Origin of the sequence: Streptomyces sp. NPDC050418 (genome assembly GCF_044458745.1) — a bacterium.
Classification (GTDB): Bacteria; Actinomycetota; Actinomycetes; order Streptomycetales; family Streptomycetaceae; genus Streptomyces.
Window position 1 is genome coordinate 275247 of the sequence record NZ_JBITIG010000002.1, and the last position, 25681, is coordinate 300927.

Annotated in this window: 27 protein-coding genes, 1 pseudogene and 1 riboswitch; of the genes and pseudogenes, 18 read left to right on the plus strand and 10 right to left on the minus strand. The window is 71.4% G+C overall.

The genetic code is table 11. The features are described 5' to 3' along the window. Window positions 1-7: 7 nt before the first annotated feature. Both ligA and ACIBI4_RS05520 read left to right on the plus strand, forming a co-directional pair. Window positions 8-1315 carry a protocatechuate 4,5-dioxygenase subunit alpha gene (ligA, locus tag ACIBI4_RS05515; protein ID WP_399202294.1) on the plus strand — a complete coding sequence of 436 codons (1308 nt, stop codon included), beginning with the start codon at window positions 8-10 and terminating at the stop codon, window positions 1313-1315. Between the two features lies 1 nt (window position 1316). Further along, window positions 1317-2291: a Gfo/Idh/MocA family oxidoreductase gene (locus ACIBI4_RS05520; RefSeq protein WP_399202295.1), complete on the plus strand. Its 975-nt coding sequence runs from the start codon at window positions 1317-1319 to the stop codon at window positions 2289-2291. A 215-nt stretch (window positions 2292-2506) separates the two neighbouring features. Here the strand turns inward: ACIBI4_RS05520 and ACIBI4_RS05525 are convergent, their stop codons facing one another. Beyond that, the gene (locus tag ACIBI4_RS05525) at window positions 2507-3901 is read right to left on the minus strand and encodes an NAD(P)/FAD-dependent oxidoreductase (RefSeq protein WP_399202296.1); all 1395 of its coding nucleotides are present in this window, start codon (window positions 3899-3901) and stop codon (window positions 2507-2509) included. A 270-nt stretch (window positions 3902-4171) separates the two neighbouring features. On the opposite strand from ACIBI4_RS05525, the gene ACIBI4_RS05530 reads away from it, so the two are divergent. Then, window positions 4172-5806 (plus strand): amidohydrolase, encoded by a 1635-nt coding sequence (locus tag ACIBI4_RS05530; protein ID WP_399202297.1) that lies wholly within the window; start codon window positions 4172-4174, stop codon window positions 5804-5806. Window positions 5807-5882: 76 nt separating this feature from the next. On the opposite strand, the gene ACIBI4_RS05535 is transcribed toward ACIBI4_RS05530, so the two are convergent. Then, a complete protein-coding gene (locus tag ACIBI4_RS05535) occupies window positions 5883-6926 on the minus strand; it encodes a LacI family DNA-binding transcriptional regulator (protein ID WP_399202298.1) in 1044 nt (347 codons plus the stop codon). A 130-nt stretch (window positions 6927-7056) separates the two neighbouring features. Between ACIBI4_RS05535 and ACIBI4_RS05540 the strand changes: the two genes are divergently transcribed. Genes ACIBI4_RS05540 through ACIBI4_RS05560 form a run of 5 tightly spaced genes read left to right on the plus strand, consistent with a single transcriptional unit; the run spans window position 7057 to window position 12386 of the window. After that, window positions 7057-8694, plus strand: a complete 1638-nt coding sequence (locus ACIBI4_RS05540) for an ABC transporter substrate-binding protein (protein ID WP_399202299.1) — start codon at window positions 7057-7059, stop codon at window positions 8692-8694. Further along, window positions 8691-9644, plus strand: a complete 954-nt coding sequence (locus ACIBI4_RS05545; protein WP_399202300.1) for an ABC transporter permease — start codon at window positions 8691-8693, stop codon at window positions 9642-9644. The genes ACIBI4_RS05540 and ACIBI4_RS05545 overlap by 4 nt, the downstream gene beginning before the upstream one ends. Beyond that, window positions 9641-10525: an ABC transporter permease gene (locus ACIBI4_RS05550; protein ID WP_399202301.1), complete on the plus strand. Its 885-nt coding sequence runs from the start codon at window positions 9641-9643 to the stop codon at window positions 10523-10525. Before ACIBI4_RS05545 ends, ACIBI4_RS05550 begins: the two co-directional genes overlap by 4 nt. Window positions 10526-10530: 5 nt before the next feature. After that, window positions 10531-11544 (plus strand): ABC transporter ATP-binding protein, encoded by a 1014-nt coding sequence (locus ACIBI4_RS05555; protein ID WP_399202302.1) that lies wholly within the window; start codon window positions 10531-10533, stop codon window positions 11542-11544. Next, a complete protein-coding gene (locus ACIBI4_RS05560) occupies window positions 11541-12386 on the plus strand; it encodes an ABC transporter ATP-binding protein (protein ID WP_399202303.1) in 846 nt (281 codons plus the stop codon). The genes ACIBI4_RS05555 and ACIBI4_RS05560 overlap by 4 nt, the downstream gene beginning before the upstream one ends. Here ACIBI4_RS05560 and ACIBI4_RS05565 read toward each other — a convergent pair. Next, window positions 12368-12817, minus strand: a complete 450-nt coding sequence (locus tag ACIBI4_RS05565) for a MarR family winged helix-turn-helix transcriptional regulator (RefSeq protein WP_399202304.1) — start codon at window positions 12815-12817, stop codon at window positions 12368-12370. The two genes, ACIBI4_RS05560 and ACIBI4_RS05565, sit on opposite strands and share 19 nt — an antisense overlap. 221 nt (window positions 12818-13038) lie before the next feature. Here ACIBI4_RS05565 and ACIBI4_RS05570 point away from each other — a divergent pair, with 221 nt between their 5' ends. The 4 genes from ACIBI4_RS05570 to ACIBI4_RS05585 are packed head-to-tail and all read left to right on the plus strand — an operon-like array spanning window position 13039 to window position 16889. Next, a complete protein-coding gene (locus ACIBI4_RS05570) occupies window positions 13039-13950 on the plus strand; it encodes an SDR family NAD(P)-dependent oxidoreductase (RefSeq protein WP_399202305.1) in 912 nt (303 codons plus the stop codon). Between the two features lie 16 nt (window positions 13951-13966). Then, window positions 13967-14839, plus strand: coding sequence for an amidohydrolase family protein (locus tag ACIBI4_RS05575; protein WP_399202649.1), 873 nt, complete (start codon window positions 13967-13969; stop codon window positions 14837-14839). A 9-nt stretch (window positions 14840-14848) separates the two neighbouring features. Then, window positions 14849-16393: a long-chain fatty acid--CoA ligase gene (locus tag ACIBI4_RS05580; RefSeq protein WP_399202306.1), complete on the plus strand. Its 1545-nt coding sequence runs from the start codon at window positions 14849-14851 to the stop codon at window positions 16391-16393. Window positions 16394-16430: 37 nt separating this feature from the next. Beyond that, window positions 16431-16889, plus strand: coding sequence for a MaoC family dehydratase (locus ACIBI4_RS05585; protein WP_399202307.1), 459 nt, complete (start codon window positions 16431-16433; stop codon window positions 16887-16889). Between the two features lie 69 nt (window positions 16890-16958). Here the strand turns inward: ACIBI4_RS05585 and ACIBI4_RS05590 are convergent. After that, a pseudogene (locus ACIBI4_RS05590) lies at window positions 16959-17180 on the minus strand (FGGY-family carbohydrate kinase); the annotation flags it as partial. 65 nt (window positions 17181-17245) lie between these two features. Between ACIBI4_RS05590 and ACIBI4_RS05595 the strand changes: the two are divergent. The 3 genes from ACIBI4_RS05595 (at window position 17246) to ACIBI4_RS05605 (ending at window position 19087) form a co-directional block, all read left to right on the plus strand. After that, entirely contained in the window at window positions 17246-17464 is a 219-nt protein-coding gene (locus ACIBI4_RS05595) for a substrate-binding domain-containing protein (protein ID WP_399202308.1), read from the plus strand. A gap of 64 nt (window positions 17465-17528) precedes the next feature. Further along, window positions 17529-18608, plus strand: a complete 1080-nt coding sequence (locus tag ACIBI4_RS05600; RefSeq protein ID WP_399202309.1) for a dihydrodipicolinate reductase — start codon at window positions 17529-17531, stop codon at window positions 18606-18608. After that, a complete protein-coding gene (locus ACIBI4_RS05605; protein ID WP_399202310.1) occupies window positions 18605-19087 on the plus strand; it encodes a carboxymuconolactone decarboxylase family protein in 483 nt (160 codons plus the stop codon). The genes ACIBI4_RS05600 and ACIBI4_RS05605 overlap by 4 nt, the downstream gene beginning before the upstream one ends. Window positions 19088-19099: 12 nt before the next feature. On the opposite strand, the gene ACIBI4_RS05610 is transcribed toward ACIBI4_RS05605, so the two are convergent. The 3 genes from ACIBI4_RS05610 to ACIBI4_RS05620 all read right to left on the minus strand — a co-directional run bounded on the left by ACIBI4_RS05610 (window position 19100) and on the right by ACIBI4_RS05620 (window position 21367). Continuing rightward, window positions 19100-19594, minus strand: a complete 495-nt coding sequence (locus ACIBI4_RS05610) for a GNAT family N-acetyltransferase (protein WP_399202311.1) — start codon at window positions 19592-19594, stop codon at window positions 19100-19102. A 68-nt stretch (window positions 19595-19662) separates the two neighbouring features. Further along, window positions 19663-20280, minus strand: coding sequence for a DinB family protein (locus ACIBI4_RS05615; protein ID WP_399202312.1), 618 nt, complete (start codon window positions 20278-20280; stop codon window positions 19663-19665). A gap of 82 nt (window positions 20281-20362) precedes the next feature. Next, window positions 20363-21367, minus strand: coding sequence for a hypothetical protein (locus tag ACIBI4_RS05620; RefSeq protein WP_399202650.1), 1005 nt, complete (start codon window positions 21365-21367; stop codon window positions 20363-20365). Between the two features lie 215 nt (window positions 21368-21582). Between ACIBI4_RS05620 and ACIBI4_RS05625 the strand changes: the two genes are divergently transcribed. Continuing rightward, window positions 21583-22035 carry a MarR family winged helix-turn-helix transcriptional regulator gene (locus ACIBI4_RS05625; protein WP_399202313.1) on the plus strand — a complete coding sequence of 151 codons (453 nt, stop codon included), beginning with the start codon at window positions 21583-21585 and terminating at the stop codon, window positions 22033-22035. 88 nt (window positions 22036-22123) lie between these two features. Further along, window positions 22124-22185, plus strand: a riboswitch (guanidine-III (ykkC-III) riboswitch). Window positions 22186-22198: 13 nt separating this feature from the next. Beyond that, complete coding sequence (locus tag ACIBI4_RS05630; RefSeq protein ID WP_399202314.1) at window positions 22199-22513, plus strand: DMT family transporter; 315 nt, start codon at window positions 22199-22201, stop codon at window positions 22511-22513. A gap of 42 nt (window positions 22514-22555) precedes the next feature. Here ACIBI4_RS05630 and ACIBI4_RS05635 read toward each other — a convergent pair whose 3' ends face one another. Continuing rightward, on the minus strand, window positions 22556-23116 hold the full coding sequence (locus ACIBI4_RS05635; RefSeq protein WP_399202315.1) for a dihydrofolate reductase family protein: 561 nt from the start codon (window positions 23114-23116) through the stop codon (window positions 22556-22558). 232 nt (window positions 23117-23348) lie between these two features. Here ACIBI4_RS05635 and ACIBI4_RS05640 point away from each other — a divergent pair, with 232 nt between their 5' ends. Beyond that, window positions 23349-24131: an alpha/beta fold hydrolase gene (locus tag ACIBI4_RS05640; RefSeq protein ID WP_399202316.1), complete on the plus strand. Its 783-nt coding sequence runs from the start codon at window positions 23349-23351 to the stop codon at window positions 24129-24131. A gap of 17 nt (window positions 24132-24148) precedes the next feature. Here ACIBI4_RS05640 and ACIBI4_RS05645 read toward each other — a convergent pair whose 3' ends face one another. Continuing rightward, window positions 24149-25129 carry a GNAT family N-acetyltransferase gene (locus tag ACIBI4_RS05645; RefSeq protein ID WP_399202317.1) on the minus strand — a complete coding sequence of 327 codons (981 nt, stop codon included), beginning with the start codon at window positions 25127-25129 and terminating at the stop codon, window positions 24149-24151. A 112-nt stretch (window positions 25130-25241) separates the two neighbouring features. Then, a complete protein-coding gene (locus tag ACIBI4_RS05650) occupies window positions 25242-25442 on the minus strand; it encodes a hypothetical protein (protein WP_399202318.1) in 201 nt (66 codons plus the stop codon). Window positions 25443-25681: the final 239 nt, after the last annotated feature.

A 25681-nucleotide genomic window follows, 5' to 3' on the forward strand; every position in this document is an offset into this window, starting at 1 on the left:
GACCAGCATGGCGCTGGACAAGACCTACAAGCTGGTGCCGGGGACGACCATTTTCGACTCCGAGCAGTCGGCCAAGGGCTACCACCTCAACCAGTTCTGCATGTCGCTGATGACGGCGGAGAACCGCGCCGCCTACCTCGCCGACGAGCGCGCCTATCTGGACGCGTGGCCGCTGCGCGAGGAGCAGAAGGCGGCGTTGCTCGACCGCGATCTCAACGCCGCCATGCGCGAGGGCGGCAACATCTACTTCCTCGCCAAGTGGGGTGCCACGCTGGGCCTGTCGTTCCAGCAGATGGCGGGCTCCATGACCGGGATGACCGAGCAGGAGTACCGCGCCATGATGGCGGGCGGCGGACGCAAGGTCGACGGGAACCGCATCGACCATGCCGTACTCGAAGCCGCCCACGCACCGGAGCGGCCCGCAGAACACGCCACGATCACCGGGGGCGTCTTCACCTCGCACGTCCCGGCGATCGGCGCGGCGATGGACCACGGCAAGACCGGGGAGGCGTACTGGCAGCCGGTGTTCGAGGGGTACGAGTACGCCAAGCAGTGGGAGCGGGACAACGTCCCCGACGTCGTCTTCCTCGTCTACAACGATCACGCCAGCGCCTTCGACCAGTCGCTGGTCCCGACCTTCGTGCTCGGCACCGGCGCCTCCTACCCCGTCGCCGACGAGGGGTACGGACCCCGGCCCGTGCCCGCCGTGGAGGGCGATCCCGATCTCGCCGCGCATATCGCGCACGCGCTCATCCGCGACGACTTCGACCTGACGCTGGCCAACGAGATGCCCGTCGACCACGGTCTGACCGTGCCGCTGTCACTCATGTTCGGCGAGGTCGACCGGTGGCCGACCAAGGTGATCCCGTTCCACGTCAACGTGGTGCAGTACCCGGTGCCTTCCGGCGCCCGCTGCTTCGAGCTCGGGCAGGCGCTGCGCAGGGCCGTCGAGTCGTACGACCGGCCGCTGAAGGTGCAGGTGTGGGGCACCGGCGGCATGAGCCACCAGCTGCAGGGCCCGCGTGCCGGTCTGATCAACCGGGAGTGGGACAACGCCTTCCTCGACCGGCTCGTCTCCGACCCGGCCGGGTTGGCCGAGGTGCCGCACCTGGAGTACGTGGAGGAGGCCGGCTCGGAGGGCATCGAGCTCGTCATGTGGCTGATCGCCCGCGGGGCGATGAGCGATGTGGACGACAGCGGCGAGGTCGAGGTCAAGCACCGCTTCTACCACGTGCCCGCGTCCAACACGGCCGTCGGGCATCTGATCCTCGAGAACCATCCGCGGGCACAGGAGTCCGCCGAAGGAGAGAACTGACATGACCCAGGACCGCACACTCCGGATCGCCCTGGCCGGCGGCGGCGCGTTCGGCGCCAAGCACGCGGCCGCGCTGCGGCGGATCGACGGGGTCGAAGTGGCCGCCGTGGTGAGCAGCAGCCTCGACAAGGCCCGCAAGTTCGCCGCCGACCAGGGTGTCGGCCGCCCGGTCGCCTCGCTGGACGAGGTCCTCGCGATGGACGACATCGACGCCGTCGTCCTGGCCACGCCGACCCAGATGCACGCCTCCCAGACGCTGGCCTGTCTCGAAGCGGGCAAGCACGTCCAGGTGGAGATCCCGCTGGCCGACTCGCTCTCCGACGCCGAGGCCTGCGTGGCGGCACAGGAGCGTACGGGCCTCGTCGCGATGGCGGGGCACACCCGCCGCTTCAACCCGAGCCACCAGTGGGTGAAGCAGCGGATCACGGCCGGCGAGTTCGGCATCCAGCAGATGGACGTGCAGACGTACTTCTTCCGCCGTACGAACCTCAACGCGCTCGGGCAGCCGCGCTCGTGGACGGACCACCTGCTGTGGCACCACGCCGCGCACACCGTCGACCTGTTCGCGTACCAGACCGGTTCGCCCGTGGTGCAGGCCAACGCGATCCAGGGCCCGGTGCATCCCGAGCTCGGCATCGCGATGGACATGTCGATCCAGCTGCGTGCGGCGAACGGTGCGATCTGCACGCTGTCGCTGTCGTTCAACAACGAGGGTCCGCTGGGCACGTTCTTCCGCTACATCGGTGACACCGGTACGTACCTCGCCCGGTACGACGACCTGTTCACGGGCAAGGACGAGCAGATCGACGTGAGCGGGGTGGCCGTGTCGATGGACGGCATCGAGCTGCAGGACCGGGAGTTCGTCGCCGCGATCCGCGAGGGCCGCGAGCCGAACTCCTCCCTCGCGCAGGTCCTGCCCTGCTACCGGACGCTGGCGGCACTGGAGCAGCAGCTGGACGCGGCCTCGGGGGCGTGATCCGGGCGGACGCCCGGTCCGGTGCGGCTCAACTCCCGTACCGGACCGGGCGTTTCGCTGTCCCCCTGCGGCTGCCTCGTAACGGCTGTCCCTCACGTCTGTCCCTTTCCGCTGCACCTCCGACCACATGAGTTCACCCCCGGCGCACGGCAATCCGCCACGTACGCCGGGGGTGAGGATTTTCCGGGCCCGGTCTCCTGGCGACCGGGTCGAGATCAGCTGTCGAAGCCGAGGCCGAAGCGGTCCAGGGTCTTCAGCCACAGGTTGCGCCTGCCCTCGTCGCGATCGGCGCGCGCCATGGACCACTTGGTGATGCCGATGCCGAGCGAGCGGACCGGTTCGGGCGGGAACGGCAGCGGCTTGCGGCGTACGAGCTGGAGCGCGGTGCGTTCGGTGCGCTCGCCGGCCAGGAGGTCGAGCATGGTCTCGGCGCCGAAGCGGCTTGCGCCGACGCCCAGTCCGGTGAAACCGGCCACGTAGGCGACCTTGCCCTGGTGGCTCGTGTCGAGGAACAGACAGAAGCGCGTGCTGGTGTCGATCGCGCCGCCCCAGGCGTGCGTGAACCGGAGCCCTTCCAACTGCGGGAACGTGGTGAAGAAGTGCCGGGCCAGGGTGGCGAACGTCTCGGGCCGTTGGTCGTGTTCGGCGCGCACGCGGCCCCGGTAGCGGTATACGGCGTCGTAGCCGCCCCACAGGATGCGGTTGTCCTCGGACAGCCGGACGTAGTGGAACTGGTTGGCGCAGTCCGCGAACCCCTGGCGGTTGCGCCAGCCGACAGACGCAAGCTGGTCGGCGGTGAGCGGCTCGGTCATCAGCGCGTAGTCGTACACGGGGACGGTGTACGGGCGGTGGCGGCGCAGCAGGGACGGGTAGGCGTTGGTGGCGAGGGCGACGCGGCGGGCGGTGATGCTGCCGTAGGGAGTGCCGACGGCGAGGACCGTGCCCTGGTCGTCCAGGGAGGTGGCGGGCGTGTGCTCGTGGATCCGGACGCCGAGGTCGAGGCAGGCCTGCCGCAGGCCCCAGGCGAGCCGGGCCGGGTCGACCATGGCCACGTCCTCCTTGTTCCACAGGCCGCCGAGGAATGTGGGCGAATCGATCTCGGCCCGCACGGCGTCGGCGTCGAGCAGCACCGGCTTGCCGCCGTACCGCGCGGCCGCCTCGGCTTCCTCCGCGAGGCCCTCGACCTGGTACGGCTCGGTGGCGACGACCAGTGAACCGGTGCGTTCCCAGGCGCAGTCGATGCCGTGACGGGTGAGGGTGTCCTCGATCGCCTGGAGGTTCGTGCGGCCGAGTTCCTCGAGTGTGCCGATCTCGTCGGGCCAGCGCCGGATGCCGTTGCCGAGTCCGTGGGTGAGGCTCGACTCGCAGAATCCGCCGTTGCGACCGGAGGCCGCACCGCCGGCCCGGCCCGCCTCGATGAGCAGGACGTCCGCACCGGGGTCGCGCTCCTTGGCGATCAGGGCGGTCCACAGACCGGTGTAGCCGCCGCCGACGACGAGCAGGTCGCAGCGGGTGGCGCCGACCAAGGCCAGACCTGGTTCGGGCCGGTGCGGGCTGTCGAGCCAGAACGGGGTGGGGGCGGCGTCGCGGAGTGCGGCGAGAGGGTTCACGGGGGTGGGACTCCTTCGGATCACGGAGGCGGCGCGGCACGGGCGCTCCGAGGTGCGCCCATGAGACTCCGGCCGCCGAATCAACGTCAACCCTGTTGACATAAGGCGAGCCGCCCGGACCGAGCCGCACGACCGCGCGGATGCGGCCTTACGTCAACACCATTGACGTACACGGGACATGATCGATTCCATGGCGCCGGCCGCCTCGGACCACCCTCCCCCGGCGTCGCCTCTCCCTCACCTCACCCCTCCCGTCGTCTGGAGCAGTGCATGACCCCAGCAGATCTGATCTTCACGAACGGCCCGGTGTTCACCGTCGACCCGGCGCGCACCCGTGCCTCCTCGCTCGCCGTCATCGGCGACCGCATCGCGGCCGTCGGACACGACGAGGTAATGGAGCTGCACGGCCCCGGCACCGAGGTCGTCGACCTCGGCGGCAAGCTCCTGCTCCCCGGCTTCCAGGACGCCCATATCCATGCCGTGTCGGGCGGTGTCGAACTGGCCCAGTGCGACCTGTCGGGAACACGTGACGCGGCCGAGTGCCTCGAGCGGATCCGTGTCTACGCCGAGACGCACCCCGACGAGGAGTGGATCACCGGCGGCGGCTGGTCCATGGAGAGCTTCGCGGGCGGACTGCCCACGCGGCACCTGCTGGACTCGGTCTGCCCGGACCGCCCGGTGCTGCTGTCCAACTGCGACCACCACGGTGCCTGGGCCAACACCCGGGCCCTGGAGGTGGCCGGCCTCGCCGCCGGCACCCCGGATCCGGCCGACGGCCGCATCGAACGGGAACACGACGGCACACCCGCCGGGATGCTCCAGGAGGGCGCGGCCGCCCTGGTGGCGCGCCTGGTGCCGGCCGGCACCGCCGCCGACCGGCTGGCCGGCCTGCTGCGCGCCCAGAATCTGCTGCACTCCCTCGGCATCACGGGCTGGCAGGACGCGCTGATCGGCCGCTTCGGCGAGCAGCCCGATCCGTCGGACGCGTATCTGACGGCGGCGCGGGACGGTTCACTGACCGCCCGGGTGACCGGCGCCCTGTGGTGGGACCGGTCGCGGGGCGGCGAGCAGATCGAGGAACTGGTGGCCCTGCGCGAGACGTTGCGCCACGGCCGCTTCCGCGCCGGCTCGGTCAAGATCATGCAGGACGGGATCGCGGAGAACTTCACGGCCGCGATGACCGCGCCGTACCTGGACGCCTGCGGCTGCGCCACCGACAACACCGGGCTGAGCTTCGTCGATCCGGCGGCGCTGCGCTCGTATGTCACCCGGCTCGACGCGCTCGGCTTCCAGGTGCACTTCCACGCGTTGGGCGACCGCGCCGTACGGGAGGCGCTCGACGCCGTGGAAGCGGCGCTCGCGGCCAACGGGCAGCGCGGCAACCGGCACCATCTCGCGCATCTGCAGGTCGTCCACCCGCAGGACGTCGCTCGGTTCGCCCGGCTGGGCGCGATCGCCAACATCCAGCCGCTGTGGGCGGCCCACGAGCCGCAGATGGACGAGCTGACCGTTCCCTTCCTCGGGCCCGAACGCGCCGCGTGGCAGTACCCGTTCGGGGATCTCGTACGGGCCGGGGCGACACTGGCGGCCGGCAGCGACTGGCCCGTGAGCAGCCCGGCACCGCTGGAGGGCATCCATGTCGCGGTGAACCGGCGCGCTCCGGACGCCGGCGACGACCGGGTGTTCCTGCCGCGGCAGCGGCTCGACGTCCAGACAGCGGTCGCCGCCTACACGGCGGGCACCGCCCATGTGAACGGCCTGGACGACACGGGCAGTCTGCGCGCGGGCCATCTCGCCGACCTCGTCGTACTCGACCGCGACATCCTCACGGCGCCCGCGCAGGAGATCGCGGACGCCCGGGTGGAGCGGACGTACGTGGGCGGCGAGCTCGTGTACGCGTCCTGACCGGCGGCGGGGTGGGCGGGACCGTGCAGGGGGCGGCCCCGCCCGTCCCGCCGCTCCCCGCTCCGAGCCCCCCGCTTCAGGTCCCCAGCGAGGACTGCCGTACTTCGAGCCGAGTGGGCACCAGCGTCCCGGAGGGTTCCGCGTTCCCCAACTCCAGGACGTTCATGAGGAGTTCGACCCCTGCCTGGGCAACTTCCGCGGGCTGCAGGCTGAGCGTGGTCACCGGCGGCTCGCAGTGCTCGGCGGTCACGTCCTCGCTGACGCAGACGACGAGCAGATCGTCCGGCACGCGGTACCCGCTGCGGCGGGCGGCGTCCAGCACGAGCGGCGGGCTCGCCTCGGCCACCACGAGCAGGGCGTCGGGGCGCTGCCCGCCGTCCGCGCCGGCCAGTGCGGACTCGATGACCTCGACGACCGGCCCGTTGCCCGGTGCCTCGGCGCGGGCGACGCACTCGGGCAGGCCGTGGCGGGCGCACCAGTGCTGGTACGCGGAGAGGACGCCCCGGTGGAACCGGGTCGCACTGCCCGGCAGCACGATCGCAGGCCGCCGCGCGCCCTGCGCCAGCAGGTGGTCGAGCGTGCCGATGGTGGCCGCCTCGGCATCGACATCCACCCAGTGGGCGCCCTCCCTGCCCTCGACCGAGCGGTCGCTGAAGACGGGGATCCGGGCCGCGATCAGGTCGTTGACCACGCGGTCCCCCGCGACGGGATCGGCGACGACCACGGCGTCCAGCGGCAGGTCCGCCCATTCGCCCTGCAGTGATCCCGCGGGCAGCAGCACCACGGCGTACCCGCGCTCGAGAGCCGTCGCGGCGGTGGTGCCGGTGAGCCGGGCGAAGTACGGGGACTCCAGGAAGGTCCACGGGGCGTGGGCCAGTTCGCCCACCACGTACCCGATCAACCGGGCGCGGCCCGCGCGGAGTTGGCGGGCGGTGGCGTTGGGCCGGTAGCCCATCCGGCGTGCGGCCTCGCGTGCCTTCTCGCGTACGGCCGGAGACAGGCGTCCCGTGCCGTTGAGGGCCGCGGACACCGTGGTCTTGGACAGGCCCGCCTCGCGGGCGACATCGACGAGTCGGACGCGCGGGGCGGGCTGCGCGGCGCGCCGGGGAGCTTCGGTCATAGGGGGATGCTGCCATCCCCGCGACCTCCGCAAAACCGTTCCCGCAAGCTCTTGCGCGGGAACGTTCCCGCATCAATACTCGGCCCATCCCCCAGCGCCCGTCACAACACCCTCTAAGGGGTTGGTCAGCATGCGCATGCGCAGAACCGTCAGCCTGCTCGCCTGCACCGCGGCCCTCGCGGTCACCGTCTCCGCCTGCTCCGGCGCGAGCACGCCCCGCCAGGCGGAAGGCGGCGAGGATTACGAGGTCACTCCGACATCGGCTCCCGCCGCGGGCGACATCGACTCGTTCACGTGGTCCCTGTACGCCGAGCCGTACACCCTCGACTACGCCCTGGCGTACGACTACCCGCCCAACAGCGTCCTCGCGAACGTCTGCGAGCAGCTGATGCGGGTCACCCCGGACCTCAAGATCGAGCCGGGGCTCGCGGCCTCCTACGACCGTCCCGACGCCCGCACCCTCGTCTACTCGCTGCGCGAGAACGTCACGTTCCACGACGGCACCACCATGACGGCGGACGACGTGGTCGCCTCCCTCAAGCGGCAGATGGACCCGGCCACCGGCTCCCCGTGGGCCTCGTCGTTCAAGAACGTCAAGTCCATCGAGAAGACCGGCGCGCTGGAGGTGACGATCCGTCTGTCCAAGCCGGACGTGCTGCTCCACGAGCTCATGGCGGCCTCGCCCGGCACCATCGAGAGCGCCGCGTACCTCAAGCGGGCCGGCAAGGACTACGGCACCGCGAAGGGCGGGGTCAACTGCACCGGCCCGTTCGCCCTCGACCGGTGGGACCGCGGCAACAGCGTCACGCTGAAGAAGTTCGACGGCTACTGGGACCGCGGTCTCATGGCCCGGTCGAAGTCGGTGAAGTTCACCTTCATCGAGGACGCGGCCGCCCGCTCCAACGCGTTCCTGTCGGGCACCGCCGACGGCGGCTACATGGTCCCCTCGTCCTCACTGGCCCAGCTGCGCGCGAGCAAGAAGGGCAAGGTGCTGTTCGGTCCCAACACCGCGGCCGCCGACCTCGCCGTCCTCGACTTCAAGGGCACGCTCGGCGATGTCCGGGTGCGCAGGGCCCTGTCCATGGCGCTCGACCGCAAGGCGATCATCAAGGCCGCGGCCGGCGGAGTGGGCGTCCCCGCGAAGGCGCCCGCCGCGCGCGGCGCCTGGGCGCTGCTGCCGGAGAAGGCGAAGGAGCACTACGACTCGCTTCCGGACCCGGTGCACGACGTGGAAGCGGCGAAGAAGCTGGTCGAGGAGGCCGGCGCGAACGGCGGGAAGCTCACGATCGCGACGAGTTCGATCGCCCCGGAGATCAGTGTCCTGGCCAACGCCGTCCAGGCGGCAGGCCGCGAGATCGGCCTCGACGTGCAGCTGCGGTCCGTCTCCCCCGACGCGTACAGCAGCCTCTTCGTCGACCCCGCGGCCCGCAAGGGCCTCGACCTGGTCATCACCAACGGCTACGACAACACCCCCGACCCGCTGGAGTTCTACCAGTACCTGCGCACCGGCGACTTCGGGAACTACGGCAAGTACTCCAACCCCGAGTACGACGCCGCCTTCGACCGGGCCAACGCCGAACCCGACGCGGCCAAGCGCTCCGACCTGACCGCCGGACTCCAGAAGATCGCCGTGCGGGAGCTGCCGATCATCCCGGTCTACGAAGCCCCGTACTCCGTGTTCCTCGGCAACCGCATCACCGGTGCGCCCACCGGTATCGCCCAGCTCTACTACCCGTGGGCCGCGACCATCGGGGCGGCGAAGCCGTGACCCGCTTTCTCACCGGGCGGCTGCTCGGCCTGGTGGCCGTGCTGTTCGTGACGTCCCTCGTGGTCTTCGGTTCCGTGCATCTCGCGCCCGGCGATCCGGTGTCCTTCCTGCTGCACGGCCGCCCGGCGACCCCGGAGGCGGTGGAGGCGCTGCGCGCGCAGTACCACCTGGACGAGCCGCTGCCCGTGCAGTACGTGCAGTGGCTCGGCTCCGCCGTGCAGGGCGAGTTCGGCCGGTCCGCCCAGTACCACCAGGACGTGTCCGCTCTCCTCGGCTCCCGGATGGCGAGCACACTGACGCTCATCGGGTACGCGGCGCTGCTGGTCGCGGTCATCGGCGTGCTCACCGGGATCGGTGCCGCGCTGCGTCCGGGCCTGTTCGACCGGACCGTCCTCGTCGGCACCGGAGTGGCCACCGCGATGCCCGCGTTCGTCACCGCCATCGTGCTGGTGTCGCTGTTCTCCGTACGCCTGGGCTGGTTCCCCGGTCCGGGCGGCACACCCGCCGGTTTCACCGAGCGTCTGTACCACCTCACGCTCCCGGCGTTCGCCCTGGCGCTGTCCTTCGCGGGGCTGCTCGCACGGGTGACGCGGTCCGCGATGCTCGACGAACTCGGCCGTGAGCATGTGGAAGTGGCCAGGGCCCGCGGTGTCGCGGGCGCGGCCGTGGTGCGCCGGCACGTCCTGCGCAATGCGCTCGGCCCGGTCGTCACCGTCGGCGGCACCATGCTCGCCGGGCTCCTCATCAGCACGTCGATCGTCGAGACGGCCTTCGACGTGCCCGGCCTCGGCTCCCTGCTCGTCCAGTCCGTGACGGCCAAGGACTTCGCCGTCGTCCAGGCGATCACGCTGCTCAGCGTCGCGGCCTTCGCCGTGGTCAACACCGTCGTCGACCTGCTCACCCCGATCCTCGACCCCCGGCTGTCCCTGCGGGGAGAAGGCTCCTCATGACCATTCCCACCCAAGTGGCCGCCGCGTCGCCCGCACCGGCCCGCCGGCCCGGGTTGCGCGCCCTGCGCCTGTTCGGCCAGGGACCCCTGTTCGGGGTCTCGGTCGTGGTGCTCGCCGTGCTCGTGCTCGTCGCCGTGGCCGCCCCGCTCATCTCGCCGTACGACCCGGAGGCGCTCGATCTCGCGGCCAGTCTGGCGGGCACCTCGGGGGACCATCTGCTCGGCACCGACCAGTCGGGGCGGGACATCCTGTCGCGGCTGATCCACGGTGCGCGCACGGGACTTCTGGGCCCGCTGCTCGTCGTCGGTTTCTCGACCGTACTCGGCACGGTCCTTGGCATGGTCGCGGCCTGGCGGGGCGGCTGGACCGACACCTTCCTCTCGCGGTCGATGGACCTCGTCTTCGCGATCCCGGGACTGCTCCTGGCGATCCTGCTGGTCTCCGTCGCCGGGTCCGGCATGGCCGCGCCCGTGGCCGCCATGGCCGTCGCGTACACCCCGTACGTCGGCCGGCTCGTACGCGGCATCGCGCGGCAGGAGAAGGCCCGCCCTTACATCGAGTCCTACCGGGTGCAGGGCTGGTCGGGCTGGACGATCTGTCTGCGGCATCTGCTGCCCAACATCGCGCCGACCGTTCTCGCCCAGTCCGCGATGAACTTCGGCTACGCGCTGATGGATCTGGCGGCGCTCTCCTTCCTCGGGTTCGGGGTGCAGCCGCCGTCCGCCGACTGGGGCGCCATGATCAACGACGGTCAGGCGGCCGTCCTGCAGGGAGCGATGCTGCCTGCCCTTGCGCCCTCGGCCTGCATCGTGCTCGCCGTGGTGGCCTTCGGGATCGTCGGCGAAGGGCTCGCCGACCGGATCGCACGGCGGGAGCGGTGAGCGACATGACCGAACAGAAGACACGCAGGCCCGGCTCGGGTGCCGGCGCCGCGCTCCCCGTCCTGGAGATCGAGGGGCTCGGCATCCGGCTGGACGACGACCGGGCCGCGCGGCCGATCCTGGACGGGGTGGACCTGCGGGTCATGCCGGGCGAGACCGTGGGCCTGGTCGGCGAGTCGGGCTCCGGCAAGTCGGTGGCCTGCCGCAGCGTTCTCGGGCTGCTGCCCCGAGGGGCCCGTACGACCGGGCAGGTGCGGGTCGAGGGCGACGACGTCCTCGCCATGAACCGCGCGGAGCTGACCGAACTCCGCACCCGCCGGGCCGCCATGGTCTACCAGGACCCGCGGGCCTGCGTGAATCCGCTGCGCCGCGTCGGCGACTTCCTCACCGAGGGACTGCGTGCCGCCGGCACCTCCGCCGCAACGGCCACCGCGCGCGCCGCGGACCTGCTCGACGCGGTCGGGATCCGCGATCCGCGCGGGGCCCTGCGCCGCTACCCGCACGAATTCTCCGGCGGCATGCTCCAGCGGGTGGTGATCGCGGCGGCGCTCGCAGCCGAGCCGGCGCTGCTCGTCGCCGACGAACCGACCACGGCGCTGGACGTGACGACGCAGGCGGAGATCATCGCGATCCTCGCCGGGCTGCGCGCCGAGCACGACACCGGTCTCCTGTTCGTCACGCACGACCTCGAACTGGCCGCGGCGATCTGCGACCGCGTCTACGTCATGTATGCGGGCCGCATCGTGGAGACCCGGCCCACCGACGCGTTGTTCGACCACCCGCGGCATCCGTACACGGCGGGGCTGCTCGCCTGCACCCCCGGGATCGGGCCCGGTTCACCGGCGCCCCGGCCGATCCCGGGGCGTCCGGTCTCGCTCGCCGAGTCGCCGCCGGGATGCGGGTTCGCCGCGCGCTGCGCCCATGTGCAGCCGCGCTGCACCGAGGAGAAGCCGGCGCCGAGGCCGTACGGCGAGGGCATGGCGGCCTGCCATCGCGCCGATGAAGGGATCACGCTGTGACACCTGCACACACCGAGCGGACCGAGCCGGACACCGGCGCGGCACAGGGGCTCGTGGTCGAGGGGCTGCGCAAGCGGTTCGGCGGCCATCAGGCGGTCGACGACGTCTCGTTCACGCTCGCGCCGGGTGCCTGTCTCGCGCTCGTCGGGGAGTCCGGCAGCGGGAAGACGACCACCGTACGGATGCTGGTCGGCCTGGAGCGGCCGGACGGCGGCACCGTGCGGCTCGCCGGGCGGGACCGCTCGGCGCGGGCCCGCGGCCGGGGCGAGCGGCTGGCCCGCGCCCGGGAGATCCAGATGGTCTTCCAGGATCCGTATCTGTCCCTGGATCCGCGGGTGCCGGTGGCGGCCTGCGTGGAGGAGGTCCTGCGGCTGCACACGCGGCTGGATCCCGCGGGCCGCCGGGCACGGGTGCGGGAACTCCTCGAACAGGTCGGCCTCGGCGAACGGGAGGCAGCGGCGCTGCCCCGGCGGCTGTCCGGCGGCCAGCGCCAGCGGGTGGCGATCGCGCGGGCCCTCGCCGTGGAGCCGCGGGTCCTGGTGCTCGACGAGGCGGTGGCGGCGCTCGACGTGTCCATCCAGGCCCAGATCCTCGAACTCCTCGGCACCATCCGCCGCGAGGCCGGCATCTCCTACCTGTTCGTCACGCACGACCTGGCCGTGGTGCGGCATGTCGCGGACGAGGTGCTCGTCCTCAAGGCGGGGCAGGTCGTGGAGGCCGGTCCGGCCGGGCGGGTGCTCGACGCCCCGGAGCACCCGTACACCCGGCTGCTCCTCGACTCCGTGCCCCGGCGCGGCTGGGACGTCGGGCAGCGGATGCCGCGTCAGGACAGCGCGCGGTGAGCTGACTTGAGCGCCTCGCGCAGCCGCTCCACGTCCTCGGGTGCGAGGCCTTCGACCATCCGCGCCTCCAACTGGCGGGCCGGTTCGGCGAACTCGGCGAGCAGGCCGCGGCCCGCATCCGCGAGGAGGATCACCTTCTCCCGGCGGTTGCGCGGGTTCGGCTCGCGGTGGATGAGGCCGCGGCTCTCCAGGGCGCGCACCATGTCGGCCATGGTCTGGGCCGTGACGAAGGAGTCCCGGGCCAGTTGGGCGGCGGAGATCCCGTCGCTGCGCTCCAGGACCGTGAGCGCGGTGTACTGCAGGGCGGTGACGCCCGCCGGCCTGAGCAGTTCCTCCAGCCGGGCCCGGACCACGAGTTCGGCGCGTTTCAGCAGATAGAGCAGGGAGGGGCGGACATCGTCCCCGGGTGCGGAATCGATGCGTTCCGTCATGTGGTGCCTCCACCGTTCGCGTGCTGCGGATCTCGACGGCCACCTTAGTTCATTGACAGGAATCCTGATGATGGCCACACTGAATCCCGTGAACCGACAGGAATCCTGTCGATGAACTCCGATCGCCGCACCACGCTCTGGTTCCGATCGCCTCACACGCTCCGAGCGCTTCACCACGCTCCGAGCGCTTCACCTCTTCGAGCACCACCGAAAGGACAGTCATGGATCTGCACGGAAAGGTCGCCGTCGTCACCGGAAGCGGCCGCGGGCTGGGGCTGGCATACGCCCGCGCGCTGGCCGACGCGGGCGCCTGCGTGGTCGTCAACGACGTGGACGCCGAGGCCGTCGACGCGGCGGTCGCCGCCATCATGAAGGCGGGCGGGCGGGCCGCCGGAGTCGTGGCGGCCGTGGGCGGCACGCAGACGGCCCAGCGTCTCGTCGACACGGCGGTGGCGGAGTTCGGCCGGCTCGACGTGCTCGTCACGAACGCCGGCATCCTGCGCGACCGCGTCCTGTGGAAGATGACGGACGAGGACTTCGACGACGTGGTCGGGGTGCACCTGCGCGGCACGTTCACCTGCGCCCGCGCCGCCGCCGTACGGATGCGCGAGCAGGGCACCGGCGGCCGGCTGGTCCTCATCTCCTCCCCCGCCGGGCAGCGCGGCAACTTCGGCCAGACCAACTACGCGGCGGCGAAGGCCGGCATCGTGGCCATGGCCCGCACCTGGGCGATGGAACTGGGCCGCGCCGGCATCACCGTCAACGCGGTCGTGCCCGTCGCCGCCACCGAGATGACCAAGACGATCCCGGCGTTCGCCCCGGCCATCGAGGAGTCCGAGCGGACCGGCACACCGCTGCCGGACTGGCTGCGCAAGGACGAGGGTCTGGGCACCGTGGAGGACGTCGCGGCGCTGATCACCTTCCTCGCCTCCGACGCCTCCGAGGACGTCACCGGTCAGGCCATCGGCATCGGCGGGGACCGGCTGGCCCTGTGGTCCCACCCGCAGGAGAAGGCCGTGGCCTTCTCGGACGGCGGCTGGAGCGCCGATGCGATAGCAGGCCAGTGGCACACAGGCGTCGGCGCCGAGCCCGAGACGTACGGCATCCCCGCGCCCAAGTCGCCGGAGGCCTGACATGAGCGGCCGGCCGATCGATGTCGAGGCGCTCACCGCGATCGACGTCCACACCCACGCCGAGATCTCCCGGTCCGGCCACGGCGCCCTGAGCCCCGAACTCTTCGGCGCGTCCGAGGAGTACTTCAAGGCGCACGGCCACCGGCAGCCGACCATCGACGAGATGGCCGCCCACTACCGCGAACGCCGCATGGCCGCGGTCGTGTTCACCGTGGACGCCGAGCACGCCACCGGGCACCCGCGGATCTCCAACGAGGAGATCGCCGGGAACTGCGCCGAGCACGCCGACGTGCTGATCCCGTTCGCGAGCATCGACCCGCACAAGGGGCGGGCCGGGGTGCGCGAGGCGCGCCGGCTGGTCGAGGAGCACGGCGTGCGCGGGTTCAAGTTCCATCCCAGCATCCAGGCGTTCTCGCCCGACGACCCGATGGCGTACCCGCTGTACGAGGCCATCGAGGAACTGGGCGTGCCCGCGCTGTTCCACACGGGCCAGACCGGGATCGGCGCCGGTGTCCCCGGCGGTGGCGGCATCCGCCTCAAGTACTCCGATCCCATGCTGATCGACGACGTGGCCGTGGACTTCCCCGGGCTGCGCATCATCCTGGCCCACCCGTCCTTCCCCTGGCAGGACGAGGCGCTGGCCGTCGCCACACACAAGCCGCATGTGTACATCGACCTGTCGGGCTGGTCGCCGAAGTACTTCCCGCCGCAGCTGGTGCGCTACGCCAACACCCTGCTCAAGGACAAGGTGCTCTTCGGCTCCGACTACCCGGTCATCACGCCCGACCGGTGGCTCGCCGATTTCGCGCAGCTCGACATCAAGCCCGAGGTCCGGCCCAGGATCCTCAAGACCAACGCCGCCCGCCTGCTCGGCCTGCTCGAGGACTGAGGGGACGCCGTGTTGAACGAAGGCATCGGCTCCTGGCCGGCCCGCCGGGCCCGCAAGACCCCGGACCGTGTCGCCGTCGTCCACGAGGACACGGAGCTCACCTACCGCGCTCTGCACGAGCGCGTGCTGCGTCTTGCGCACGCGCTGCGCGCGCTCGGCACCGGACGCGGCGACCGCATCGCGTACCTGGGCCCCAACCATCCCGCGTTCCTCGAAACTCTGTTCGCGGCCGGAGCGCTCGGCGCCGTCCTCGTCCCCCTGAACACGCGGCTGGCCGCGCCGGAACTGGCGTACAACCTCGCCGACTCCGGCAGCACCGTCCTTGTGCACGGCCCCGAGCACGCCGACACCGCCGCGACGGCCGCGGCGGACTCCCCCGTACGCCACCGCATCTCGCTCTCCGGCCCGGCGGCGGGCGTGCTCGGCTACGAGGAACTCCTCGCGGAGCAGCGGGCGTTGCCGCTGGACGAGGAAGTCGGGCCGGACGAGCCGTGCATCATCATGTACACCTCGGGGACCACGGGGCGCCCCAAGGGCGCCGTCCTGTCGCACGCCAACATCACCTGGAACAGCGTCAACGTCCTCGTCGACACCGATCTGACCGGTGACGAGGTCACTCTCGTCGTCGCGCCCCTGTTCCACACGGCCGGTCTCAACATGACCTGTCTGCCCACCCTCCTCAAGGGCGGACGCGTGGTGCTGCTCGGCTCGTTCGACCCCGATCAGGTCCTCGACGTCATCCGACGCAGGCGCGTCACGTACATGTTCGGCGTTCCCACCATGTACGACGCCATGGCCGCCCGGCCCGGATGGGCGGGCGCCGACCTGTCGAGCCTGCGCACGCTCAACTGCGGCGGCGCGCCGGTCCCGGCCGGCACGATCGCCACGTATCTCGCGCGTGGACTCGCCTTCAGCCAGGGCTACGGGATGACGGAGGCCTCGCCAGGCGTCCTGTTCCTGGACCGCTCGCAGGCCACGGCCAAGGCCGGTTCGGCAGGTGTGCCGCATTTCTTCACCGATACGCGGGTGGTCCTGGCGGACGGCGGCGACGCCGCGCCCGGGCAGCCCGGCGAGATCCTCGTCAGCGGACCCAACGTCATGACGGGCTACTGGGGGCGCGAGCAGGACACGGCCGCGGCGGTCACCGCGGACCGCTGGCTGCGTACCGGCGACCTCGCGCGCGTGGACGAGGACGGCTACGCGTACATCGTCGACCGGCTCAAGGACATGTTCGTGTCCGGCGGGGAGAACGTGTACCCGGCCGAGGTCGAGGAGGCACTCCTCAGCCATCCCGCGGTCCATGAGTGCGCCGTGGTCGGTGTGCCCCACGCGGTGTGGGGCGAGGTCGGCCATGTGGTCGTCGTGCGGGCACCCGGTGCCCGCATCGGCGAGGACGAGGTGCTCGCGCATCTGCGGATCCGTCTCGCCAAATACAAGATCCCCCGCACGGTCGCCTTCGCCGGCCGGCTCCCCCGTACGGCCAGCGGAAAGATCGTCAAGCCCGCCGTACGCGCATCTCTCGACGCGTCCTTCGAGGACCCGTCCCACTCCTGAACCGGCAGCGCCGGACCCTCTCGAAAGGCAGAACCTCATGACCGTGCACGCCAATGGCCTCGACGCACTCAAGTCCCTGGCCGGCAGCGACCTCGGCCGCACCGGCTGGCGGGAGATCACCCAGGAGCGCGTGAACACCTTCGCGGACGCCACCGACGACCACCAGTGGATTCACACCGACCCGGAGCGGGCCGCGGGCGGCCCATTCGGCGGCCCCATCGCGCACGGCTATCTCACGCTGTCCCTGATCATCCCGCTCTTCGGCGAGCTCCTGGAGATCGGTGGCGTGTCCATGAGCGTCAACTACGGCCTGGAGAAGGTCCGTTTCCCCAGCCCCGTGCGGGTCGGCGCGAAGATCCGCCTGCACGGAACGGTGGACTCGGTCGAGGAGGTGAAGGGCAACGGCGTCCAGATGCAGCTGACCTTCACCGTCGAGGTCGAGGGCGGCGACAAGCCTGCGTGCGTGGCCCAGGCCGTGTACCGCCACTACGCCTGACGCAGACCCTGACGGATCGGCCGCGGGCCTGCCCGGCGTAACCCCTACCGGGGGCCCGACGGCAATCGGGCGGCGCGGATCGCCGCCCGCGTCGGTCATGGCGGCCAGGTTGTGCCGTACGCCGAAGGCCGCTCCTTCCAAGGCCGCCTGGTACTGGTGGCCGTGGCCGAGTGTCAAACCGTGGACGAGGCAGTGGGCGTCCGGGGCGAACAGCGGGGTCCGCTCGACGGCGAAGTACGGCAGCATCAGCAGGTCTTCGGCGCCGGGCGGCACGGCAACCGCCTCGGCCACCAGCTCCCCGTACGACGAACCGCTCAGGTCCCGCAGCCGGCCGGTGACCGCGCCGGACGTTGCTGGTGTCCTTCGGCGATGTGCCGTGGGCCTCGCTGGTGACGCCCTCGCTCACGACGGTCCAGGGGCCGGCGTACGACTTGGGCTGGACGGCCGCCGGGCTGCTGCAGGAGCGGATCGCGGGCGCCGACCGGTCTCCCCAGACGGTGGTGCTGCGCACCGCGTTGCAGGTGAAGGAGACGACCCCGGGGCCTGTAACGGCCCGCCAGGAAGCGTTCGCCTGACGCCCCGTCAAATCCTTCGGTCATGGCTCTACCAACCCTCAGGGCCGACGGTTACCCTCCGCCCATGATTTCCACGGTTGTCTGGGGTACCGGAAATGTCGGCCGCCTGGCCCTGCGCGCGGTCGACGCGCACCCCGAGCTCGAACTCACCGACGTGATCGTGCACAGCCCCGACAAGGTGGGCCGCGACGCGGGCGAACTCGGCGGCCTCGGAACCGAGTTGGGCGTCACGGCGACCGACGACATCGATGCCGTCCTCGCCCGCAAGCCGCGCGCCGTGGTCTACGCGGCCTCCGGCGACCTGCGGCCCGACGAGGCCCTGGAGGACATCGCACGGGCGCTGCGGGCCGGCGCGGTCGTCGTCACCTGCGCGCTCTACGGGCTCTACGACATCCGCAACACCCCGGACGAACTGCGGCAGCCGCTGCTCGAAGCGGCACAGGACGGCGGCGGCACCCTCTTCGTCTCCGGTGTCGACCCGGGCTGGGGCAACGATGTGCTGCCCGTCCTGATCAGCGGACTCGGCTCCCGTATCGACGCCATCCGCTGCCAGGAGATCTTCGACTACTCCACGTACGAACAGCCGGACTCCGTCCGCTACTCGGTGGGCTTCGGGCAGCCCATGGACTACATGGCGCCGATGCTCATCGAGACGGTCCCGTCGATGATCTGGGGCGGCCAGCTGCGTCTGATGGCCCGCGCGCTCGGCGTCGAGATCGAGGACATCCGCGAGACGATGGAGCGCCGCCCGCTCGAGGAGACCATCAGCACACCGTCGATGGGCGAGTTCGAGGCGGGCACGCAGGGGGCCATCCGCTTCGAGGTGCAGGGCATCGTGGACGGTGAACCGCGGCTCGTCATCGAGCACGTGACCCGGATCCACCCGTCCTGCGCCCCCGACTGGCCGCAGCCCGCGAACGGCACCGGCGCCCATCGCGTGATCATCGAAGGGCAGCCGCATATCGAGGTCTCCGTCGAGGCGACCGACGAGGGCGAGAACCGCTCTGCGGGCGGCAACGCCACCGCGGTCGGCCGCCTCGTCAACGCCATCGACTGGCTCGCCGGGCAGCAGCCCGGGCTCTATGACGCACTCGATGTCCCGCTGCGGCCCGCGGCCGGGCGACTCGGAAGGAAGCAGTCATGATCATCGACATTCCCGACGGCCAGGAGCCCATCGGGTACGTCTGGGACGACATGGTCCCGCACATCGGCCGGGCCGCGGCCGCGTTCTCGCTCTCCGTCTACGCCCACTCGACCCTCGGGCTGCGCGAGTTCGAGGCCGCGCGGCTGCGGATCGCGCAGATCAACGGCTGCACGCTGTGCCTGGACTGGCGCACCGAGCGTGACGGCGAGGAGATCGTCGAGGACTCCTTCCTCGATGCCGTCGAGCAGTGGCGCACGACCGAGGCGTTCGACGACCGGACGCGTCTCGCGGCCGAGTACGCGGAGCGCTACACGGTCGACCACCACAACCTCGACGAGGAGTTCTGGGAGCGGATGACCGCGCACTACTCCCAGAAGGAGATCGTGGAGCTGAGCATGAGCATCGGCTCTTGGCTGGCCTTCGGGCGGCTCAACCACGTCCTGGGCATCGACGCCGTGTGCAAACTCCCCGCGAGGTAGCCGCACCCGCCCTCAACGCACCGGGGTCGAGAGCTCCTTGCGGTACGCGGTCCCCGGCTGGTCCCCGATGACGATCTCACCGGTCGCCACGAATCCGGTACGGGCGAGCACGGCGCGCGACGCCCCGTTGTCCGTCGTGGTGACGGCGCGCAGCGTCCGCAGGCCGTACCGCTCGGCCGCGAGAGCGCACACCTGCCGTACGGCGTCCGTGGCGAGCCCGCGGCCGCTCGCCGCCTTCGCGATCCGGTAGCCCAACTCGGCCTCGCCGTCCGCGACATCGACGAGGTTGACCCGGCCGAGGATCGCGCCGTCGGTGTCCACCAGAACATGGAAGTGGCACTCCCCCGCCTCCTGTTCGGCGAGACGGTCGCGCATCACCGCGTCGAAGGCGGCGAAGAACGCATCGCCTCGGTCGGGCACGGACGCGGCGAAATACGCCCGGTTCTCCTGCTCGAACGCGAGCAGGGCCGGGGCGTGTTCGGGGCTCAGACGCTGGAGTGCGGGCATGCGCCGACGGTACGGGACGGGGTGCGGGGCGCGGCACGGCCCCCCGGCCCGTGCCGCCACGCCACGCGTCAGCCCTGCCCGGCCTCCTTCGCCGCCGCTTCGAGCCGGTCGTAGTGGGACTGCCACCAGCTGCCCTCCGTGGACGGCAGGTTCTCGTTGCCCTGCTTCATCCCCGCCGAGCCGTCGATCAGTTCGCGCACGATGTCGGCGTGCCCGGCGTGGCGGTGCGCCTCGGCGATCATGTGGACGAGGATCTGCTCCAGGGTGACCTCACGGCGCTCCGGGTGCCACCACGGCACCGCGCCCTTGGCGCCGAGGCCGAGCTCCTCGATCGTGGCGTCCGAGTGCTGCCACACCCGCCGGTACAGGGCGACGATGTCCTCGCGCGACTCGTCGGGCCGGGCCCACATGTCCGCGTTGGCCTCCGCGTCCTCCTCCATCCACGGCAGTTCCTCGGGGAACGGGCGTCCGAAGACCAGCCCGAAGTAGCCCGCCTCCGTGCCGGCCACATGCTTGACAAGACCGAGCAGATTCGTGCCGGTCGGTGTGAGCGGCCGCCGCAGGTCGTACTCGGAAAGGCCCTCCAGCTTCCACAGGAGCGCGTCGCGCGCGGACTGCAGATAGCGCTGCAAATGGGCCTTGGCCTGCGGGTCGTCGGCTTGCTGATCATGCGGCAGGGAAGTCATGCGCGCAGTCTGGCATCCGCCACCGACAACGTCGCCGGGTTTTCGAGAAGCACGGTCCGGGCACACGGCCGCCTGCGGCCGCTCAGACGGCGACCGACTCTTCCATCTCCTCTTCCTCGGCTTCGAGTTCGGACTCGGTCGGCCGCGGCGCGGGCACGGACTCGGCCGGGACGGACTCCACGGTCGCGGCCGCCCGGCGCCGCTCGGTGACTCCGGCGGCGATGACGACGACGAGGGCAACCCCCAGCCAGGCCACCAGCGTCCACACGCTGCGGGCCAGATCGTGGCCGCCGAAGTAGACGAGCGAGCGGACGCCTTCGACGAATCCGGCACCGTTCCAGAACGCGTGCAGCGAACCGAAGAATCCGTTCTGCAGCTCGGGCCGGAAGATCCCGCCCGAGCTCGTGAAGTTGAGCATCACGAACAGCACCATCACGCCGAGCGTCGTCCACCGCTTGAGGAACGTGTGCAGCCCCGTACCGAGGAACAGGATGCCCGCCGCGTACAGCCAGGACATCGCCCAGACGCCCCCGAGCCCGTGGTCGACGAGATGGAAGACGGGACCGGCGAACGCGGTGCCGATGAGGCTGACGACGAACGAGGTGCCCGCCACGAGCAGGGCCCTGATCCGCATCGGCAGCGCACCGCCCGCGGCGCCGAGCGCGGCGACTGAGGCGTACGAGCCGATGCTGAGCGCGACGAGCAGGAAGAACACGCCCTGGCCCGTGGGGTCGCCCGCGGCGGGCGGCACGACATCGGTGACGTGCAGCGGCTCGCCCTGCTGCTCCGCGACCGCCGTGAACACCTTCTCGGTGGCCGTGGCGCTGGTGTCGGAGCCGGCCGTCGCCACGAGGAGGCTGGAGCTGCCGGGCAAATATGCGCCGGTGATGTCCCGGGTCATCAGAGCCTGCTCGGCGGCTGCGCGGTCCGGCAGGGTGCGTACGTCGAGGGCGTCACCGGTCTTGTCGTGCAGCTCCTGGGCGAGGACCTGCACCTGGGCGCCGCTGCCGACGATCGCGACCGGGAGTTGATGGGGCTCGGGATGGGCGAAGGCGCCGAGGTAGGCGAGGCCCATGCCGAGGCACATCAGGAGGGGCGTCAGCAGGTGGGTGAGGGTGTGGCGCAGTGCGCCGGGCGGTGCGGAGCCGAGTAGGCGTGCCTTGGGCGCCGTTTCGGCCGGGTGGCTGGTGGTGGGGTCCTGCCGGTGTGTTCCGCTCACGACTGCGTCCCTCAGAGCTGATAGTTGGTTTTTACAACCGTTTGATAGATGTACTCTACAACTAGATTTTCGAGGGAACAACCATGAGCGATTCCACAGGCAGCACGGACCGGCAGGTCTCCGTCGCCACCATCCAGCGCGAGCTCACCTCCTTCGCGCGCCGCGCACGGGCCACGGCCGCACGGATGCACCCGGAGCTGTCACTGGTCTCGTACACACTGCTCGCGCACCTGGAGGACCGGGGCGGCTGCCGCGCCACCGACCTGGCCGCGTACTACCTGCTCGACAAGTCGACGGTCAGCCGGCAGGTCGCCGCACTCGAACGGGCGGGCCATGTCGAACGGCGGACCGACCCGGACGACCACCGCATGCAGCTGCTGCACCTCACCGAGCAGGGCGAGCAGGTGCTCGCGCAGGCGGCGGACCGTCGCAGCCAGGCCTTCCATACGCGCCTCGCCGACTGGGAGCCGGCCGAACTGGCCCGTTTCGCGGCCTACTTGACGCGCTACAACGAGGCGGCCGCGCGCAATCCGTGAGCGAAGCAGCTACCGCATCCCCACGGGCGGTGGGCGAGATCACCACCGGTCGGCCTGCCCCCGTACGTCCGCTTGTGCGAATATGGCGGCAGAGCCCCAACCGGCTCCCGGACGAGGCGCGCCGTACCCGGATTTCGACGACGGTGCCTAGGGAGTCGTCGTCATGGCATGGATCGTGCTGGTCATTTCCGGGATGCTCGAGGCCGTCTGGGCCACCGCACTGGGCAAATCCGAGGGGTTCTCCCGCGTCGTACCGACCGTGATCTTCGGTGTCGGTCTCGTCGCGAGCATGGGCGGCCTGGCCTTCGCGCTGCGGACCCTGCCGGTGGGCACGGGCTACGCGGTCTGGGTGGGTATCGGCGCCGTCCTCACCGTCACCTACGCGATGATCTTCGACGGTGAACCGGTCTCGGCCCTGAAGCTGCTCTTCCTCGCCGGCATCGTCGGCTGCGTCATCGGCCTGAAGGCGCTGCACTGACGCCCCGCCCGCCAAGCCGGCCGAGACGCCGCCCGACCGAGGTCACGCGGCGTCGTAGCGCAGCAGCACCACACCGTTCTTGAACGCCCTTGTCTCCTTGAGCCGCAGGTCGCTGCGCACCCCGGTCGCCGGGAACAGCGGGCGGCCTGCGCCGAGGACGACCGGGTGGACATAGAGGTGGTACGCGTCGATGAGGCCGAGACGGCGGAACTCCGCGGCCAGGGTCGCGCCGCCGACCACCATGTCGCCGCCGGGCTGCGCCTTCAGCGCGTTGATCTCCTCGGGATCGACCTCGCGCATCAGCGTCGCATTCCAGTCCGCTTTCGCGAGGGTCCGCGAGAACACGTACTTCGGCATCTCCCGCCAGATCCCGGCGAACTCGGCCTCGGCGGGCGAGGCCTCAGGGTCCTCGTCGGCGGTCGGCCAGTAGGCCGACATCATCTCGAAGTCGACCCTGCCGTCGAGGAACGCGCTCATCGTGCGCAGCTCGTCGTTGAAGTGCTGATGCAGCTCCTCGTCGACCAGATGCCAGTCGAGACCACCGTCCGGGCCCTCGAAAAAGCCGTCCAGGGACACCGAGAGGGCCAGGATGATCTTCCGCATGAAGGACTCCTCCGCTCGCCGCGACACGACGCCGTCGTCGCACCGTTCCGACGCTACGCGCCCGCACTGACAACCGCCGGGGCGCGGACGTCCGCCACTCCCCCGACCCGCCCGCGGTGCGGTGCGGTGCGGTGCGGTGCTTGAACCTCCCCCAGGTGGAGTTCGTACGGTGCGCACGGAGAGCGGCCGCCCGGACGGGACCGGGACCCGCGGAACGGAGAGGAGCACGGACATGACCGAGAGCACGGCGTACGTCCTGGTGTCGGGCGGCTACACGGGCGGCTGGATCTGGCGGGACGTCGCGGCGCGGCTGCGCGGCATGGGTGCCGAGGTGCATCCGGCGACGCTCACCGGGTACGGGGACCGCCGTCATCTGACCACCCCCGCCACCGACCTGGCGACCCACGTCGAGGACATCGTGCAGGTCATCGACCACGCGGACGCGTCGAGGCTGGTTCTCGTCGGCCACTGCTACGGCATCTTCCCGGTGCTCGGCGCCGCGGACCGCAGGCCCGAGCGCGTCGAGCGGATCGTGTACGTGGACACCGGGATGCCGGTGGACGGCGAGTCGGTGCTCGACGTGGCGCCCGACCCCGCGTCGGACCACGTGACCGCTCGGATCGCCACGAGCCAGGACGGCCACACACTGCTGCCGCCGCCGCTCACCGACACGGTGACCTGGGGCAGCCTGGAGGGCATCGACGAGGCGGGCCTCGAACGCCTGGTGCGCCTCGCCGCGCCGCAGCCCATCGGCACGCTCACCCAGCCGCTGAGCCTGACCGGCAAGGCGCTCGGCCTGCCCGCGTCCGGGGTGTTCTGCACCGCGAACGGGATGAGCATCGGCCTGGTCGAGGCGGTCGTCGCCTCCGGTGAGCCCCGCGCGCAGCGGCTGCGCGAGCCGGACGTCACGCTCTTCGACCTGCCGACGGGCCACTGGCCGATGCTGTCGGCGCCCGAGGCGCTGGCCGACGTCCTGGTCCGGGCGGCGGCCGGTGAGGGGCACCGCCTGGCCTGACGGCAGGCGGTCCCCTCTCAGTCCAGCGCCCGCCCGTACGTCACGAACTCCCGCGCCACCGTGTACCCGAGCCGCTCGTACAGGCCGAGCGCGCCGGACGGGTTCGCCGTGTCCACGGTGAGCGAGGCGGTGTCGTAGCCGGCCCGGTGCGCGGCGTCGAGGGTGGCGGCCATCAGGGCGGGCGCGGCGCCGCGCCCTCGGTAGGCGCGGCGCGTGGCGAGATAGCCGACGTGGCAGTCGCGGACCCCGAAGGCCTCGGTGTCGGCGTCGGACTCCTCGGCGATCAGATAGGCGGCGACCTCGTCGCCGTCGATGAGGAAGCGGCTCACCTCGGGCCGGAACGAGCGCGATCCGGTGACCCAGGTGCGCCAGTCCGTCTCGTCCATGACGGTGAAGTTCCAGTGGTCGCGGAAGGCATCGTTGTGGGCGACCCGGATCGCCTCCTCCAGGCCCTCGTCGTACGGGACGATCCTGAGGCCCTCGGGCGCGGGAACCGGGTCGGGCCGGTCGTGCCGCAGCGGGTGCGACATCTCGAACCAGTAGCGCTCGGGCTCGAATCCGAGGGCGGCGGTGAGGCCCGTGAGGTTCTCGTCGCCGGACTTGCCGGTGATCATCAACCGGCCTTCGAGTGGCGCGAATTGAGCGCTGTGCACGGCACGGGCGCGCTCGTCGAGGAACGCCACGAGCCGGGTGCCGATGCCCTCGCGCCGCCACGCGGGATGGACTCCCGCGTCGCCGTCGAAGCGCGCCGCGTCCACGGCGCCGTCCGGCCGGTGCAGGATCGCGTACGCCACCAGTTCGTCGCCGTCGAACACGGCAAGACTGTCCTGGTCCAGGTCGAGTTTGGGGTCGGCGAGTTCCTCGGCGAGATCGTCCGCGTCGCGGTGGTGCCCGGTGCGGTCGACCGCCTCGATGGCGGTCTGCAGGGTCAGCCAGGCCGGGACATCGCCCTTGTCGAGCGGGCGCTCGGTGCGGGCGCCCTGGTGCGCGTCGTTCACTCGACCATGGTCATACGGATGGCTGGATCTCGCCCCCGCAGCCGGGCCGGGACGGTCTCGCCCAGGTGTCAGGCGGGGCGGGACCGGACGCAGCGCGACCGTTGCGTCCGCCTCAGCGCGTGGCGTGCACCCGCCGGCCCGGGCGGGGCCCAGGGACGGTGTGTCCGGTGTGCTCAGCGCAGCGCACGGCCATCTTGCGTTCGCCGCAGTAGTACGGTCCGCCGCCCGGCACGGACTCGATCCGGGCCCCGCACAGCGGGCCCTCCTCGTCGGGCCGGTAGCCCACGACGCGCAGCCCGAAATGAAAACGCACGGGCTCTTCACTCCCCCATCGGTTCGGCCGCGCCCCTCGGCCGGGACGGCGGCGATGCGGCCGGATCGGCTGCAATGCGGCCAGGTTATGGAGGGCGCAGGGGCGCCCGGAGCCGCAAAGGTCCCGCCGCTGCCGGGACCAAAGACCCCTACCCGCGGGTTGCCTCGACGCGACCCAAAGGCTGCACCGAGGCGCGGCCCTTTGCGGTTCCGGCAACAGACTTTGCCCATTCATCCGGA